This is a genomic window from Castellaniella sp. MT123 (assembly GCF_039614765.1).
GTDB lineage: Bacteria > Pseudomonadota > Gammaproteobacteria > Burkholderiales > Burkholderiaceae_B > Castellaniella.
In genome coordinates this window covers 3,210,126-3,227,500 of sequence record NZ_CP154879.1, presented here as the reverse complement: position 1 = coordinate 3,227,500, position 17,375 = coordinate 3,210,126, and the positions used below count along the sequence as shown (strand labels likewise).

The 17,375-nt window shown below is 63.5% G+C and carries 12 protein-coding genes; 5 read left to right on the top strand and 7 right to left on the bottom strand.

The window, feature by feature from the left end; genetic code table 11:
• Positions 1 to 26: 26 nt before the first annotated feature.
• The 3 genes from ABCV34_RS15200 to ABCV34_RS15190 are packed head-to-tail and all read left to right on the top strand — an operon-like array spanning position 27 to position 2,219.
• Positions 27 to 449: a group III truncated hemoglobin gene (locus ABCV34_RS15200; RefSeq protein WP_345797058.1), complete on the top strand. Its 423-nt coding sequence runs from the start codon at positions 27 to 29 to the stop codon at positions 447 to 449.
• The gene (locus ABCV34_RS15195; protein WP_345797057.1) at positions 427 to 1,743 is read left to right on the top strand and encodes an NnrS family protein; all 1,317 of its coding nucleotides are present in this window, start codon (positions 427 to 429) and stop codon (positions 1,741 to 1,743) included. Before ABCV34_RS15200 ends, ABCV34_RS15195 begins: the two co-directional genes overlap by 23 nt.
• A 20-nt stretch (positions 1,744 to 1,763) precedes the next feature.
• Positions 1,764 to 2,219 carry an Rrf2 family transcriptional regulator gene (locus ABCV34_RS15190; protein ID WP_345797056.1) on the top strand — a complete coding sequence of 152 codons (456 nt, stop codon included), beginning with the start codon at positions 1,764 to 1,766 and terminating at the stop codon, positions 2,217 to 2,219.
• 34 nt (positions 2,220 to 2,253) lie between these two features.
• On the opposite strand, the gene ABCV34_RS15185 is transcribed toward ABCV34_RS15190, so the two are convergent.
• Positions 2,254 to 3,000 carry a peptidylprolyl isomerase gene (locus tag ABCV34_RS15185; protein WP_345797055.1) on the bottom strand — a complete coding sequence of 249 codons (747 nt, stop codon included), beginning with the start codon at positions 2,998 to 3,000 and terminating at the stop codon, positions 2,254 to 2,256.
• A gap of 94 nt (positions 3,001 to 3,094) precedes the next feature.
• Here ABCV34_RS15185 and asnB point away from each other — a divergent pair, with 94 nt between their 5' ends.
• On the top strand, positions 3,095 to 5,065 hold the full coding sequence (gene asnB / locus ABCV34_RS15180) for an asparagine synthase (glutamine-hydrolyzing) (RefSeq protein ID WP_345797054.1): 1,971 nt from the start codon (positions 3,095 to 3,097) through the stop codon (positions 5,063 to 5,065).
• A 111-nt stretch (positions 5,066 to 5,176) separates the two neighbouring features.
• On the opposite strand, the gene narI is transcribed toward asnB, so the two are convergent.
• The 6 genes from narI to serA form a co-directional block, all read right to left on the bottom strand.
• Positions 5,177 to 5,863: a respiratory nitrate reductase subunit gamma gene (gene narI / locus ABCV34_RS15175; RefSeq protein WP_345797053.1), complete on the bottom strand. Its 687-nt coding sequence runs from the start codon at positions 5,861 to 5,863 to the stop codon at positions 5,177 to 5,179.
• A gap of 9 nt (positions 5,864 to 5,872) precedes the next feature.
• Positions 5,873 to 6,565, bottom strand: a complete 693-nt coding sequence (gene narJ, locus ABCV34_RS15170) for a nitrate reductase molybdenum cofactor assembly chaperone (protein ID WP_345797052.1) — start codon at positions 6,563 to 6,565, stop codon at positions 5,873 to 5,875.
• A gap of 11 nt (positions 6,566 to 6,576) precedes the next feature.
• A complete protein-coding gene (gene narH / locus ABCV34_RS15165; RefSeq protein WP_345797051.1) occupies positions 6,577 to 8,118 on the bottom strand; it encodes a nitrate reductase subunit beta in 1,542 nt (513 codons plus the stop codon).
• A gap of 13 nt (positions 8,119 to 8,131) precedes the next feature.
• Positions 8,132 to 11,887, bottom strand: coding sequence for a nitrate reductase subunit alpha (locus tag ABCV34_RS15160; protein ID WP_345797050.1), 3,756 nt, complete (start codon positions 11,885 to 11,887; stop codon positions 8,132 to 8,134).
• 80 nt (positions 11,888 to 11,967) lie between these two features.
• A complete protein-coding gene (locus ABCV34_RS15155) occupies positions 11,968 to 13,386 on the bottom strand; it encodes a NarK family nitrate/nitrite MFS transporter (RefSeq protein WP_345797048.1) in 1,419 nt (472 codons plus the stop codon).
• A 262-nt stretch (positions 13,387 to 13,648) separates the two neighbouring features.
• Positions 13,649 to 14,848: a phosphoglycerate dehydrogenase gene (gene serA / locus ABCV34_RS15150; RefSeq protein WP_345797047.1), complete on the bottom strand. Its 1,200-nt coding sequence runs from the start codon at positions 14,846 to 14,848 to the stop codon at positions 13,649 to 13,651.
• Between the two features lie 347 nt (positions 14,849 to 15,195).
• Between serA and ovoA the strand changes: the two genes are divergently transcribed.
• Positions 15,196 to 17,349, top strand: coding sequence for a 5-histidylcysteine sulfoxide synthase (gene ovoA, locus ABCV34_RS15145; RefSeq protein ID WP_345797046.1), 2,154 nt, complete (start codon positions 15,196 to 15,198; stop codon positions 17,347 to 17,349).
• Positions 17,350 to 17,375: the final 26 nt, after the last annotated feature.

Below are 17,375 nucleotides of genomic sequence, written 5' to 3'. Positions count from 1 at the left end.
CCTTTAACCCGGAACCCGGCACCCGCATGGACGACTCCCTGGTCTGCACCGAAGACGAAATCGTCACACTCGTCCACCACTTCTATCGCCGCGTGCGCCAGGATGAAGTCCTCGGGCCGATTTTCGACGCCCACATCGACGACTGGGACGAACACCTGGAACGCATGGTGCGCTTCTGGTCTTCCCTGCTGCGGCGCACCGGCACCTACAGCGGCACCCCGATGCCGCGCCATGTGGCGCTGCCCGGCCTGGAAGGCCCCATGTTCACCCACTGGCTGGGCCTGTTCAGCCAGACGCTGGAAGAATTCGACAACCCGGCCTTCGTCGCGCAGGCGCAGGATTTCGCCCGCCGCATCGCCCGCAGCCTGTGGTACGGCTACCAGATCAGCCATCAACCCGATCAACCCGTCACGGAATTCGACCACCATGTCCCGCCTGCTCAATATTGAAGAACGGCCTTCAGCGACGCCTGCCCGCCCGTCCATGAAGGCATTTCTGGCGCTGGGCTTTCGCCCGCTGTATATGGCGGGCGTCGGCTGGGCGGTGATTTCGATCGCACTGTGGATCTATGCGCCGCAACTGCTGGGCGCGCCGCTGTCGCTGGTGGCCTGGCATGCCCATGAAATGCTGTGGGGCTTCATCATCACCATCGCGGTCGGCTTCCTGCTGACGGCCAGTGCCACCTGGACCGGCTTCAATCCCCTTCAGGGCCGCGCGCTCGGCACGCTGTGCATCCTCTGGTGCATTGCCCGTGTCGGTTTCCTGCTGGGCGGCCTCACCGGATTCTGGATCGCCACCGCCGCCGAATTGCTGTTCTTCCTGGGCGCCGCCGCCGCGCTGGCGCGGGTCATGGTCAAAGGCCGCAGCCGGCGCAATTACGGGCTGCCCGCGCTGATCCTGGCGCTGGGTCTGGCCGACCTGCTGTACCTGCTGGCGGCCCTGAAGGGCGACTACGCCCTGTTGATGGAACGCTTCGACCTGGGCCTGATCGGCATGGCCGTCATTGCGCTGCTGATCGCACGCCGCGTCATCCCCTTCTTTTCCATGCGCATGGTACCGGGCCTGAAGATCCCCATGCTGACCCGATCGGGCCACGTGCAGATGGTCTTCAGCGTGCTGGCGCTGATCGCGGGCGTGCTGATCCAGCTGACCGGCATCCCCATGACGCCGGGCAGCGCCCCGCATCCGCTGCCGCTCGTGATGGCGGCCAGCCTGCTGATCACCGGCCTGATCAGCCTGGGGCAACTGCTGTACTGGCAACCCCTGGCGGTGCTGCGCAAGCCCATGCTGTGGATCCTGTACCTGGGCTATGCCTTCATCGGCATCGGCCTGCTCGCCGCCGCCTTCCAGATCAGCCACCTGTTCGATCCGGCGCTGCTGCACGGCGTGCTGGCGCGCAGCGCCACGCATGTCCACCTGATCGGCATGGCTGGATTCTGCGTCCTGATCATCGGGATGCTCACACGCACGGCGTTGGGTCACCTGGGACGCCCGCTGGCGCTCGATCGCAGCATGCTGGCCAGTTACTGGCTGATGCTGCTGGCTGCCGCCCTGCGGCTGGCGGCGCTGTGGCCCTCGGCGATCAGCGTGCATCTGCTGCATCTGGCGGCGGCTGCCTGGATCCTGTGCCTGGGCTTGTACCTGTGGCGCTTCGCACCGATGCTGATCCGCGCCCGCCCGGACAAACCCGCCTCCGTGGCGGCGCCCAAAAAGACGGTGGCCCAGCCCGCCCAGGCCCGATAGGCTCAGGACGGACACAAGCCATGCGCCTGACCAACATGAGCGACTACGCGGTCCGGCTGCTGATGTATCTCAGCGACCACCGCGACCGGCTGTGCACCATCGCCGAAATCGCCCAGTTCTACGGCATTTCAGAGCCGCACCTGATGAAGATCACGCACCGGCTGGGCCAGCACGGCTGGATCCGCACGGTGCGTGGCAAGCATGGCGGCATGGAACTGGCGCACGAACCGCGCGACATCCCCCTGGGGGCGTTGATCCGCGACATGGAAAACGATCTTGCGCTGGTCGAATGCATGGGCGCCGACAATCACTGCATCCTGACCGGACACTGCGGGCTGAAGCCGGTCATCGCCGGCGCGCTGCGCGCCTTCATGGACTATCTGGACAAGCACACCCTGGCCGATGTGATGCCGCCATCCATGCCGACGCAAGTCACAATATCCAGCCCGAAGGCCCGCGCGAGGGTCAAGGCCTGAGGCTCAGGCTGAAAGCCTGGCGCCACCAGCCGGATCACTGCACCAGCGGCGAATCCGAGCCCTGCATGGGGATGCCGTCGATCCGCGCGGCCCCGACCAGCTGCTGCAGATATTGATGGACCGCACGGCGGTAGCTGGATTCCTCGAGCCAGGCGGCCAGCTTGTCCCGCACGGTCTCGAAGGGCAACACATGGCCCTCGACCTTGCGCCCCGTGCGCACGATGTGGAAGCCGAACCGGGTTTCCACCAGTTCGCCCGCCAGCGTATGCGCCGGCATCGCGAACACGGCCTTTTCGAATTCCGGCACCATCTCGCCCCGGGTCAGTTCGCCCAGAGATCCGCCCTGCGCCCCCGAAGGGCAGTTGGAGTATTCCCGCGCGTACTGGGCAAAATGCCCGACGCCCTTGCGATGCAGTTCCGCCAGGTGCAGATTGGCCCGCGACCGCAGTTTCTGCACGTCCAGCCCCGACGTCGCCTGGAACAGCACGTGCCAGACCTCCACCAAGTCGCCTTCGCGGAATTCGTCGGGATGCTGATCGTAATAGCGCCGGCAGCTGGCCTCGTCGGCCTGCGGCGTACGCACGTCGTGCCCCAGCACGGATGCCAGCAGGGGTTCATGGCCATCGTCATTGAAACCAAGTTCCGAACCGCGCTGGCGAATGAGTTCGCGCAGCACCAGTTCCTGTCCGGCGGCCAGTCGGGGATTGGCGTCCTGCTCGTGGTTCGGCACCTCGGCCAGGATCTCGGATTCGGTGATGGTGGTGTCGTTGACGGTGATCATGCAAGCTCCTGGCGCGCGATTTATGGGATTATGCTTCCTCAAACTTTGGGAGCAGGTTGCTCCATATCAAATTGAAGATCAAGAGGAATCCCTGATGTGCGGTTTTACAGGGTTTTTAGGCGCAACGCAGGCCCGTGACCAGGATGCCGCCCGCGCGGTGCTGACACGCATGGCCGACGCGATCATCTCTCGCGGCCCGGATGACTTCGGCCTCTGGAGCGACCGGGCCGGCATCGGCCTGGCTCACCGGCGCCTGTCGATTCTGGATTTGTCGCCGGCCGGACACCAGCCCATGGCCTGCCCGACGGGGCGCTACACGATCGCCTTCAATGGCGAAATCTACAACCATCTGGATCTGCGGCGGGAACTGGAAGAAACCGGCCGGTTGCCGGCGGGCGAGCACCCCTGGCGCGGCCACTCGGATACGGAAACCCTGCTGGCCGGTTTCCTGGCCTGGGGCATCAGGGCGACGATCGAACGTTGCGTCGGCATGTTCGCCTTCGCCGTCTGGGACCGCCAGGAACGGGTCTTGACCCTGGCACGCGACCGCCTGGGCGAAAAACCGTTGTACTACGGCTGGCAAGGCCAGGGCGAAGGTGCCTGCTTCCTGTTCGGCTCCGAGATCAAAGCGCTCCGGCGGCATCCGGCCTTCAGGGCGGAGATCGACCGCGACGCGTTGTGTCTGCTGATGCGGCACAACTACATTCCCGCCCCCTATTCCATCCACCGCGACATCTTCAAGCTCCCGGCGGGATGTCTGCTCACCGTGTCCCTGGACCAGCGCGAGCCACGCATCGACAGGTACTGGTCGCTGCCGGAGGTCGCCGTCGCCGGCGTCCGGAATCCATGGACCGGATCCCCGGAGGAAGCCACCGATGCGCTGGAAGGGCTGATCGGCTCCGCCGTGCGCCAGCAGATGCTCGCCGACGTCCCCTTGGGCGCGTTCCTGTCGGGGGGCATCGATTCCTCGGCCATCGTAGCCTTGATGCAGTCGCAATCCAGCCGGCCGGTCAAGACCTTCACGATCGGCTTCCACGAGGACGGCTACGACGAGGCAGGCCATGCGCGGGCAGTGTCCCGGCATCTAGGCACGGACCACACCGAACTGTACGTGACGCCGCAACAGGCGCTGGACGTGATCCCCAGGCTGCCGGATTTGTACAGCGAGCCCTTTGCCGACTCCTCCCAGATCCCGACCTTTCTGGTGTCGCAGCTGGCGCGCCAGAAGGTCACGGTCTCGCTATCGGGCGACGGCGGCGACGAATTATTCGCCGGCTACGGCCGCTACATACGCAACGAACGGCATTGGCAGCGCGTATCACGCTGGCCCCATGCGGCCCGCCTGCTGGCCGCATGGGGGATGCGCGCGCTGCCGCCCGAAGCCTGGAACACCCTGCTGGGGCCACTGCGGCCCGCCATGCCCCAGTCGCTACGTCAGGCCGACGTCGGCGCGAAACTGCACAAGGCGGCCGGCATGCTGGCCGCCCGCCGGATCGATGACGTGTACCTGCAGGCACTGACCCGCTGGGAACCGGCCGGCCTGGTGATCGGCGGACGGGAACCCACCACCTGTCTGCGGGGCAATCCCCCGCCGCTGGAGGGCCTGAGTTCCGTGCAGCGCCTGATGGCGCTGGACGCCATCACCTACCTGCCGGACGATATTCTGGTCAAGGTCGATCGGGCCGCGATGGGCGTATCGCTGGAGAGCCGCGTGCCGCTGCTCGATCACCGGGTCGTGGAATTCGCCTGGCGCATTCCGCAGGATCTGAAGCGGCGCGACGGCGTCAATAAATGGATCCTGCGACAGGTGCTGTACCGGCACGTGCCCCGGGAACTGATCGAACGGCCGAAGATGGGATTCGGCGTACCCGTCGGCCAGTGGCTGCGCGGGCCGCTGCGCGACTGGGCCGAATCTCTGCTGGACGAATCGCGCTTGCGCCGGGAAGGGTTTTTCAACCCGTCACGCATCCGGCACGCGTGGGAGCAACACCTGAGCGGACGGCGGAACCGGCATTCCCAGCTCTGGGGGATCCTGATGTTCCAGGCATGGCTGGAAAAATCGTAGATCGACCTTCCGGTGTCCTGTTCGCTGAATGCTCGGACTCAGATCCGGCGTTTGCGCCGTCCATCCGAATCCGAATGTCTGGAACAGCCGAACAGGACACCAGCCGCCGGATCAGCCGCGCGGGCGCACGAGCTGCCAGGCCCGCGCCAAGTACGTGACGGACGCGAACCCCGACCACACGTGCACCAGCCGCGTGAACGGGAAAATCACGAACAGCGTCATGCCCAGCACCATGTGGATGCGGTAGACGAGCGGAACACCTTCCAGCGCGCCCACGGCCCCGGCCCGGAAGGTCACGATGCGCTGTGACCATTCACCCAGCTGCACCATGACCTCGCCATTCGTGTGCTGCACCGAGGTGAACAGCGTGGCCAGCCCCATGCCCAGCACCAGCAGGATCCACAGCAGCGTGACCCAGTCGGACGTGTTGGAATTGTGCGCCAGGCGGATCTCCGACCAGCGGCGGTGGATCAGCAGCACCAGGCCGATCAGGCAGATGACGCCCAGGATGGCCCCGACGACGATGGCCATCAGTTGCTTGACCTGCGTGGTGACGAAAATATGGTAGACCGCCGGCGGGGTCAGCAGACCGACCAGGTGGGTGAAGAACAGCAGGATGATCCCGACGTGAAACAGGTTGCTGCCCCAGCGCAGCGAGCCCCGGCGCAGCAGCTGGCTGGAATCGCTTTTCCAGGTGTACTGTTCGCGTTCGAAACGCACCAGACTGCCCAGGAAGAACACGGTCAGGGCGATGTAGGGATACACCCCGAAGAAAAACAGATCAAGCGTATCGTTCATGGCGGTCTCCTAGGCCTGGGTGCCGTCCGGGCGGCTGGCCCGCGAACGGGGCGGATGGAAAACGAGGGGTTGCGCGCCGTCGCCCGGACGGCGCATCAGCAGCGGCTCGGTGCCATCGGCCTGCGGGCCGAAGGTGATCATGGTTTCCTCCATCTCGCCTTCAGGCGGATCGGGCAGGACCTCGGGCCGCACGTCGGTCATGACGCGCAACTGCGCGAACAGGCTGGCATAGGGGCTGCCGGATTCGCCCAGTTTGTCGCCCAGGCGGGCCAGCACATGGATGGCGTCGCCCAGCAGTTCCTGGGCCGCCGCCGGCGGAATCTGCCCAAGGAATTCCAGAAACAGCGGCACGTAGTCCGGCAGTTCGGTCGAGGCCGGCTCCAGGCCATGCTTCAGGTATTCCTGCTGCAGATCGACCATGGCCTGACCCCGGTCGCGGGACTCGCCATGGACGTGTTCGAACAAATGCAGGGAATGCGCCGCGCGCCGGTCGAAGGTGGCGACGTACTGTTCCTGCAGTTCGATCAGGTCGTCAAAGTCCTGCAGATAGGTGAACAACGGGTCCAGGCGCTGGCGCACGGGCACGGGCACGGCGGCGGACAATTCCGGCAAGGCATCCAGCCAGTCCTGTTCCGGATAGCCCAGCAGCACGGACAGGACGGAAAACACCGGCGAGTCCTGGGTGGTCAAGGTATGTGCCATGGTGGTCTCCGTTACGCCGTGCGCGCCGGGTCGAGGAACACTACGCTCGGCTTGCGCTTGTTGCGCGGCTTGCCGAAGAGCGACCCGTCCGAAGTGCCGCCCGAGCAGCCATTGCCAAAGGTGAAGCCGCAGCCCCCGCGGATCTCGAAGGCGTTTTCGGCATGTTCCCGATGCGCCGTGGGCACCACGAAGCGGTCCTCGTAGTTGGCGATGGCCAGATAGCGGTGCATGTCTTCGACCTGATGCAGCGACAGCCCGACCTGTTCGAGAATGTCATGCCGTTCCTGGCGATCGACGGACCGCGCCCGCATGAAGGCGCGCATGGCCAGCATGCGTTCCAGCGCCACGGCGACCGGGGCCTCGTTGCCCGCCGTCAGCAGGTTAGCCAGATACCGCAACGGAATGCGCAGGGACTTGACGTCCGGGATCTCGCCAAAGGCGCCGATCTGGCCGCTGTTGGCGGCCGACTGGATGGGCGACAGCGGCGGCACATACCAGACCATCGGCAGCGTGCGGTATTCCGGATGCAGCGGGAAGGCGATCTTCCATTCGACGGCCATTTTATAGACCGGCGAATTGCAGGCGGCATCCAGCCAGTTTTCCGGGATCCCGTCGGCCAGCGCCTGGCGCCGGACCTCGGGGTCGAACGGATCCAGGAACAGATCCAGCTGCGCCTGATACAGGTCCTTTTCGTTGGGCACACTGGCGGCCGCCTCGATGCTGTCCGCGTCATACAGCAACACGCCAAGGTAGCGGATGCGCCCCACACAGGTTTCCGAACAGACCGTGGGCAGGCCCGCCTCGATGCGTGGGTAGCAGAAGATGCACTTTTCGGCCTTGCCGGACTTCCAGTTGTAGTAGATCTTCTTGTACGGACAACCGGAGATGCACATGCGCCAACCGCGGCATTTGTCCTGATCGATCAGGACGATGCCGTCCTCGGCACGCTTGTAGATCGATCCCGACGGACAGCTGGCCACGCAGGTGGGGTTTAGGCAGTGTTCGCACAGGCGCGGCAGGTACATCATGAAGGTGTTTTCGAACTGCCCGTAGATGTCCTTCTGCACGGCCTCGAAGTTGTAGTCCTTCGATCGCTTGGCGAATTCACCGCCCAGGATTTCTTCCCAGTTCGGCCCCCATTCGATTTTTTCCATGCGCTGGCCAGTGATCAGCGATCGCGGCCGGGCCACCGGCGGCGTGCTGCGCTCGGGGGCCTTCTGCAAGTATTCGTAATCGTAGGTGAAGGGTTCGTAATAGTCGTCGATCTGCGGCAGGTTCGGGTTGGCGAAGATGCGCGATAGCAGCTTGAGTTTGCCTCCCTGGCGCGGCTCGATACGGCCGCTGGCCTTGCGCCGCCAGCCGCCGTTCCAGCGGTCCTGGTTTTCCCAGTCCTTGGGATAGCCCACCCCCGGCTTGGTTTCGACGTTGTTGAACCAGGCGTATTCCATCCCCTCACGCGAAGTCCAGACGTTTTTGCACGTAATGGAACAGGTGTGGCAGCCGATGCATTTGTCCAGATTCAGGACCATGGCGACTTGTGCGCGAATTTTCATGCTTTCGACTCCTTCAGGCCTGCGTCTGGGCGGCTACTTCGTGGGTTTCGTCCATCCAGTCGACTTTCTTCAGTTTGCGGACCACGACGAATTCATCGCGGTTCGATCCGACCGTCCCGTAATAATTGAAGCCATAGGACAGTTGCGCGTAGCCGCCGATCATGTGCGTGGGCTTGACGACCGTGCGCGTGACGGAATTGTGGATCCCGCCGCGCTTGCCGGTGATTTCCGACCCCGGCACGTTCACGATCTTTTCCTGGGCGTGATACATCATTGTCATGCCCTCGGGCACGCGCTGGCTGACCACCGCCCGCGCCACCAAGGCGCCATTGACGTTGAAGACCTCGATCCAGTCGTTGTCCACGATGCCGGCCTTGGCCGCGTCGATTTCCGACATCCAGACGATCGGGCCGCCACGCGACAAGGTCAGCATGATCAGGTTGTCGGAATAGGTGGAATGGATCCCCCATTTCTGGTGCGGCGTGATGAAATTCAGCACTACGTGCGGCTCGCCATTGCTGAACTGCTTGTCGAGCATGGGCTTGATCGTCTTGGTATCCACCGGCGGGCGGTAGACGCACAGGGCCTCGCCGAAATCGCGCATCCAGGGGTGGTCCTGGTAGAGTTCCTGGCGCCCGGTCAGGGTACGCCAGGGGATCAGTTCATGCACGTTGGTGTAGCCGGCGCTGTAGCTGACCTTGTCGGATTCGATCCCCGACCACGTGGGCGAAGTCAAAATTTTGCGCGGCTGGGCCTGGATGTCGCGGAAGCGGATCTTCTCGTGCTCGCTGGATTTCACCAGGTGGGTATGGTCACGGCCGGTGATCTTCGACAGGGATTCCCACGCTTTCAGCGCCACGTGTCCGTTGGTTTCCGGGGCCAGCGTGAGCACGGTCTCGCAGGCATCGATATCGCTGAAGATACGCGGCTGCCCCTGGCCGACGCCCGGTTCGCGTTCCTTGTAGTTCAGTTTGCGCAGGAACTCGACTTCTTCCTTGGTGTCCCAGGAAATGCCTTTGCCGCCGTTCCCCAATTTTTCGGCCAGCGGCCCCAGCGTCGTGAAGCGTTCATAGATGTGCTTGTAATCGCGGTTGACGACCATCAGGTTGGGCATGGTCTTGCCGGGGATCAGATCACATTCCCCCTTGTGCCAGTCACGCACCGCGTAGGGGTCGGTGAGTTCGCCCGGGGAATCGTGCTGCATGGGCTGCAGCACCAGGTCCTCGTCGGGCAGGTCGGCATCGGCCGCCAGTTCGGAGAATTTCTTCGCCAGATCCTTGTAGATTTCCCAGTCGCTGCGCGATTCCCAGATCGGGTCCACAGCCGCCGACAGCGGGTGGATGAAGGGATGCATGTCGGACGTGTTCAGATCGTTCTTTTCGTACCAGGTGGCCGTCGGCAGCACGATGTCGGAATACAGACAGGTGGTGGACATGCGGAAGTCCAGCGTCACCAGCAGATCGAGCTTGCCCTGCGGGGCGTCGTCGCGCCAGTTGACCTCGAGCGGCTTGCCCGCGCCCATTTCGCCCAGGTCCTTGCCCTGCACACCGTGCTGGGTGCCCAGCAGGTGCTTGAGAAAATACTCGTGCCCCTTGCCGGACGAACCCAGGATGTTGGACCGCCAGACAAACAGGTTGCGCGGGAAGTTGTCGGGATTGTCCGGGTCTTCACAGGCGAATTTCAGCTTGCCGTCGCGCAGGCCCTTGACCACGTAGTCCTTCGGGTCCTGACCAGCCGACTGGGCGTCGCGCACGACCTGCAATGGATTGGTCTGCAGCTGGGGGGCGGTGGGCAGCCACCCCATGCGCTCGGCGCGCACGTTCATGTCGATCAGGCTGCCCTGGTATTTCGAGGGATCCGCCAGCGGCGACAGCAGTTCGGAGACCTGCAGCTTTTCGTAGCGCCACTGGTCGGAGTGGGCATAGAAAAAGGACGTGCCATTCATGTGGCGCGGCGGGCGCAGCCAGTCCAGGGCGAATGTCAGCATGGTCCAGCCGGTCTGCGGGCGCAGTTTTTCCTGGCCCACGTAGTGGCACCAGCCGCCACCGGACTGGCCTACGCAACCGCACATCGACACCAGATTGATGATGCCCCGGTACGACATGTCCATGTGGTACCAGTGGTTCAGGCCCGCCCCCAGGATGACCATGGACTTGCCTTCGGTCTTGTCGGCATTGTCGGCGAACTGGCGCGCCACGGTGATGACCTGTTCGCGCGGGACGCCGGTGATGCGTTCCTGCCAGGCCGGCGTGTAGGGCACGTCATCGTCGTAGGACGAGGCCGCGTTGTCGCCGCCCAGGCCGCGATCGATCCCGTAGTTGGCGACGAACAGATCGAAGACGGTCGTCACCAGGACCTCGCCTTCGGCGGTCTGCACCCGCCTGACCGGCAGATTGCGCACCAGGACCTCGTCGTGGTCCGTCCCTTTGAAGTAATCATGATGCACGCCGCCGAAATACGGGAAGGCGACCGGCACGACCTCGTCTTGGGAACCCAGCAGCGTCAGGCGCGGCTTGACCTCGTGACCCCGGGCATCCTTGAATTCCAGGTTCCATTTGCCGGCGTCCTCGCCTTCCTTCTGGCCCCAGCGGAACCCGATCGAACCCTGGGGAACGATCAGTTCGCCCGTGTTTTCGTCGCAGGCGACGGTTTTCCATTCGGGATTGTTCTGCTGGCCCAGACGATCGGCAAAATCGGCGGCCCGCAGTTTGCGGTCCGGCACGTAGCGGTCGCCCTGGCGCACCAGGCGCACCAGGAACGGCATATCGGTGTATTGACGGCAATAGCGGTCGAAATACGCGCTCTTGCCCGCCAGGTGGAATTCTTTCAGGACCACATGGCCCATGGCCAGCGCCAGGGCGGCGTCGGTCCCCTGTTTCGGGTGAATCCACAGATCGCCGAATTTCGCGCCTTCGGCATAGTCCGGAAACACGGAAATGACCTTGGCGCCGCGATAGCGGGCCTCGACCATGAAGTGAGCATCGGGCGTGCGCGTCTGCGGCACGTTCGAGCCCCAGAGCATGATGAAGGTGGAGTTGTACCAGTCGGCCGATTCGCTGACGTCGGTCTGCTCGCCCCAGGTCTGGGGGCTGGACGGCGGCAGGTCGCAGTACCAGTCGTAGAAACTGAGCAGCGACCCACCCAGCAACGACAGATAGCGGCTGCCCGACGCGTAGGAAATCATGGACATGGCCGGGATCGGGGAAAACCCCGCGATCCGGTCGGGGCCGTGCCGCTTGATGGTGTGGATATTGGCGGCCACGATGATCTCGTTGACCTCGTCCCAGGTGGAACGCACGAAACCGCCCAGGCCGCGGATGGACTTGTAGGACTTGGATTTTTCGGGATCCGTGACGATGGATTCCCAGGCCTGCACCGCCCCCATGGATTTGCGCTGTTCGCGCCACAGACGCGCCAGGCGCCCGCGCAACATCGGATATTTGACCCGGTTGGCGCTGTACAGATACCAGGAGAAGGTCGCGCCGCGCGGACAGCCTCGCGGTTCGTGGTTGGGCATGTCGGGACGGGTGCGGGGGTAGTCCGTCTGCTGGGTTTCCCACGTGACGATGCCGCCCTTGACGTAGATCTTCCAGGAACAGGAACCTGTGCAGTTCACGCCGTGGGTGGAGCGGACGATCTTGTCGTGTTGCCAGCGATTGCGATAGGCGTCTTCCCAGGTGCGGTCTTCGTGGACCACATTGCCGTGTCCATTCGAAAAGGGCTCTTTCTGGCGGGAAAAATACTTCAGTCGATCGATGAAATGGCTCACGATTGTCACTCCGTTGGAAAGAGGTCAGGCAGGCATCGGCCGGATGGCCGGATGCCTGGGGTCAGCATGGCGATCGAGGATCAGCACGGAATTTCCGCGCCACGGCGCGAGTAGTACCACCAGGTGACAGCAATGGATACGGCATAGAACACGACGAAGAACACCAGCGCCGCGTACGGGGTACCCGTCAGATTGAAGGACGTGCCGAAGCTTTTGGGGATGAAGAACCCGCCATAGGCGCCCATGGCGCCGCTGAAGCCCAGCACAGCGGCGGATTCCTTGGCGCCTTCGGCCTCGGCCTGCGCGGGCGATCCGGCGGCATGGCGGCGTTGCGCCAGGGTATTGAAGATGACTGGAATCATGGCGAAGGTGGAGCCATTGCCGATGCCGGTCATGAAAAACAGGAAGAGAAACGCCAGCAGAAACCCGAAGAAACTGCCCGGCGACTGGCCGTTGGGCAGCGACGCCATGACGCCCAGCACCCCCAGGACCATCCAGAAAAATGTCCAGAACGTCACCCGGGCGCCCCCCAGCTTGTCGGACAGCCAGCCGCCGAAGGGCCTGGCCATGGCCCCCACCAGCGGCCCCAGCCAGGCGTACTGCAGGGGCCGGATGGCCGGGAACAGATATTTGATCAGCAACGGAAACCCGGCGGAAAAGCCGATGAAGGATCCGAAAGTGCCCAGGTAAAGAAAGCACATGATCCAGTTGTGTTTGCGCTGAAAGATGACAGCCTGCTCGCGAAAGGAGGCCTTCGCATCGGCGATGTCGTGCATGCCCACCCAGGCCAGCATGGACACGATGATGATGAACGGCGCCCAGATGAACGCCGCATTCTGCGCCCAGACCTCGGTCGGGCCGCCATGGGCGCCGGACAGCTGCGCCATCTGCGGATCGCCGGCCCATGGCCCGAGGACACCCATGGTGATTACCAGCGGTGCCAGGAACTGCACCGAGGAAACCCCCAGATTGCCCAGCCCCGCATTCAGGCCCAGCGCAGAACCCTTACGTTCCTTGGGGAAAAAGAAGCTGATGTTGGACATCGACGAGGAAAAGTTGCCACCACCCAGACCGCACAGCAGAGCCAGGAGCAGCATGGTGGAATAAGGCGTGTTCGGGTCCTGGACCGCCAGGCCCACCCCGATGGTGGGCAGCAGCAGGCTGGCGGTCGTCAGCGCCGTCCAGCGCCGCCCGCCGAACACCGGCACCATGAACGAATAAAAGATGCGCAGCGTCGCGCCCGACAGCGCCGGCAGCGCGGCCAGCCAGAAGAGTTCGTTTTCTGTGTATTTGAAGCCCAGATTGGGCAGATTGACCGCCACCACGCTCCACATTTGCCAGACCGCAAAGGCCAGGAACAGGGCCGGGATCGAAATCCAGAGATTGACATTGGCGATAGCGCTGCCTTCCCGTTCCCAGAATGCCTGATCTTCGGGGGTCCAGACCGTCAGCAGGCGGCTCTGTCGTGATTTGGGCGATGCATCAGGCAGGTTGCTCATGCGGGGGACTCCTGTGTCAGGGACCCTAACGATAAATCCCTACAGCAGATAAGGACGCTGATCTGGATCAAACCGGCTCGGATTTCCGATCCAGGAAATCCCTGACCGGCCAACCGTTGGAATGGGTCGCGTGATCGGGCGAAACGAGCCCAGTATAAGTGCCTTGATCGGTAAAGACTACCTCCTCAGTAAGGTCTTGGTCAGGAAGAAAAAGGCCGTGCCCAAAAGCGGCACGGCCTTGAAGACGGAATGGAGATGACCGTCAGACGCGATCGCAGCGGATCGTGATCGGGTGGCGGCGCAGCCCTTCGATCACCTGGTCGGTGACATCGCCATCGACATCGGTGATGGCATAACCGATCTTGCCGCGCGTCTGCAGTTGCTGGCTGACGATGTTCAGGCCGAACTCGCCCATCAGGTTGCTGAGCGCACCCATGGCACCCGGCACGTTCTGGTGGACGTGGATGATCCGGGCCGACCCTTCTTGCTCGTGGTAGGCGATTTCCGGGAAGTTGACCGTGCCTTTGGTCGTGCCGCTGCTGATGAAGCGCTTGAGCTTTTCAGCGACCTCGCGGCCGATGTTTTCCTGGGATTCCTGGGTGCTGCCGCCGATGTGCGGGGTCAGGATCACGTTGTGCATGCCCCGCAGCGGGCTGTCGAGTGCCTCGTCGCGGCTCTTGGGTTCGGTCGGAAACACGTCGATGGCGGCCCCCGACAGGTGGCCGGACTTCAGGGCGCGCTGCAGGGCCGGGATATCCACCACAGTGCCGCGGGACGCATTGATCAGGATGCTGCCCGGCTTCATGGCCGCGATTGCCTCGGCATCCATCAGGTTCGTGGTGTCCTTGCCGCCCGGCACGTGCAGTGTAACCACATCGGCCTGGCCCAGGAATTTTTTCAACGAGCTGGTGGCGTGGGCGTTGCCCAGCGGCAGTTTGGCCTCGATGTCGTGATACAGCACACGCATGCCGAACGATTCGGCCAGAATGCCGACCTGGGAGCCGATGTTGCCGTAACCGACGATCCCCAGCGTCTTGCCGCGCGCCTCGTAGGCGCCGTCGGCGGTTTTGTCCCAGAAGCCTTCATGGACGCGAGCGTTCTTTTCCGGGATCCGGCGCAGCAGCAGGATGGTCTCGCCCAGCACCAGTTCCGCCACCGAGCGGGTGTTGGAGAACGGCGCGTTGAAGACGGGGATCCCACGCAAGGCGGCTGTTTCCAGGTCCACCTGGTTCGTGCCGATACAGAAGCAGCCGATCACGCGCAAGTCCGGTAGATCCGCCAGCACGCTCTGGTCGAGATGGGTCCGGGAACGGATGCCGACGGCGTGCGCACCCCGTAGCGCCTCGCGCAAGGCGTCGCCCGTCAGCGCACCCGCATGGGTGACGATATCGTCGAACCCGGCGGCCACGAAGACTTCCTTGGCGCTGGCATGAATGTTTTCGAACAGAACGATGCGAGCCATCTTGATCCTTTCCGGCAAAAATGCCCATTGTGCGATATTTCAAATATCGTATCAGGGTCATCCCTGATGCGAACAGGGTCAAACTGGATTGACTTCCCGGGCATCCTGGCACATGCAGTCTACGCTTATGATTATTCCATCTAAGCACTTTTCCGCTTCGGACGAAAGTGCCACCGTCTTCCGGCAGTCGCATCCTGAAACGCATCCCGGCCGGACCGCATCCAACACACGAGACGAACGCCGGGATATGGTGTCCATATGGGCAGCCCCGGCGACCCGTTCGACCTCGACCTATCGTGGTAGCCTAAAGAGTCGTCTTCCTGCCGCGGACCTGCCTGGATACTGATATGCCTTCGATGACCTCTCCCCTGTCGCCCACACCGGCTGCCGAACCTTCGGAACGATTCATGCGCACGCCGAACCTGGCCGACCCGGATACCGACCGGCTACGCGCTTCCATCCGGCAGTATTTTCTGGAAACCTTCGACCGCTATGAATCGCTGTTCCAGTGTCTGGCCAACGACGAAGCCTATTTCATCAAGCCGATCGCCCTGCGCCACCCGCTGATCTTCTATTTCGGGCATACCGCGACCTTCTTCGTCAACAAACTGCTGCTCACCCGCCTGATCGACCAGCGTCTGGACCAGCGCCTGGAGTCCATCTTCGCCGTCGGCGTCGATGAAATGAGCTGGGACGACTTGAACGACGCCCACTACGAATGGCCGACAGTGGCCGAGGTCCGGGCCTACCGCAACCGTGTGCGCCAGCTCGTCTGCGAGCTGATCGACCATGCCCCCCTGCAATCGCCCATCGATTGGCGGAGCCCCTGGTGGGCCATCATCATGGGGGTCGAGCACGAGCGCATCCACCTGGAAACATCGTCGGTCCTGATGCGCCAGCACGCGCTGAAATACATGCGGGCCGCCGAGGGCTGGGAACCTCAGGCCGATACGGGCGGCACAGCCCCCCGCAACGAACCGGTCCGCGTACCGGCCGGCACCGTGCGGGTCGGCAAGGCCTTCACCGACCCGCAATACGGCTGGGACAACGAATATGGCGAGCACACCGCCACCATTGAATCGTTCCAGGCCAGCCGCTATCTGGTCAGCAACCAGGAATTCCTGGCCTTCGTCGAGGCCGGCGGCTACCGCAACCACCGCGACTGGACGGAAGAAGGCCGGCAGTGGCTGGCCTACAGCCAGGCCGAACACCCGACGTTCTGGATCAAGAAGACCCAGGGCTGGTCCCTGCGGCTGATGACCCGCGAAATCCCCATGCCCTGGTCCTGGCCGGTGGAGGTCAACTACCTGGAAGCCAAGGCGTTCTGCAACTGGATGGCGGCCGAAACCGGCCAACCGGTGCGCCTGCCCACGGAAGACGAGTGGTATCGCCTCTACGACGAGGCCGGCCTGCGCGATCCCGATGACCAGCCCTGCGCAGCCAATCTGCATCTGGATCATGGCGCCTCGTCGTGTCCGGTGGACCGCCATGCGCACGGCGACTGGTTCGACGTGGTGGGCAACGTCTGGCAATGGACGGAAACCCCCACCTATCCATTCAACGGCTTCGACGTCCACCCGATCTACGACGATTTCACCACCCCCACCTTCGACGGGCGGCACAACCTCATCAAGGGCGGTTCCTGGATTTCCTGCGGCAACGAGGCGGTGCGGGCATCCCGCTATGCCTTCCGGCGCCATTTCTTCCAGCATGCGGGCTTTCGCTATGTGATTTCCCATGCGCCGGCCGAGGCGCCCGCAGCCTACTACGAAACGGACAAGCTCATGTCCGAGTATGCGGAATTCCACTACGGCGACACCTATTTTGGCGTGCCCAATTTTTCGCGGGCCCTGGCGCAGCGGGCCATCGACGCCATGGGTGACCGTCCACGGCGCCGGGCGCTGGATCTGGGCTGCGCATCGGGCCGGGCAAGCTTCGAACTCGCCCGTGCATTCGATCACGTCACAGGCGTGGACTTTTCCGCCCGATTCATCAATCAGGGCGTGCAGCTGATCCAGTCCGGCCAGCTGCGCTACACCCTGACCGACGAAGGCGATCTCGTGTCCTACAAAGCCCGCACGCTGGGCGAACTGGGATTGCAGGACACCGCGGGACGGGTAGACTTCTTCCAGGGGGATGCCTGCAACCTGAAGCCCCAGTTCACAAACTACGACCTGGTACTGGCGGCCAACCTGATCGACCGGCTATACGACCCGGCGCGTTTCCTGGACCAGATCCACGAACGCATCGTCATCGGCGGCTTGCTGGTGATCGCCTCGCCCTACACCTGGCTCGAGGAACACACCCCACGTCAGGCCTGGATCGGCGGCTTCAAGAAGGACGCGGAAAACTACACCACGCTCGATGGTCTGCACGAACACCTAAGCGCGCATTTCCGCCTGGTCTCGGCCCCCATCGACGTACCGTTTGTCATCCGCGAGACGCGGCACAAATTCCAGCACACTCTGTCGGAAATGACGATCTGGGAACGGATCGCCTGATCCGCAGGGCCGTTCGTTACCCGCCG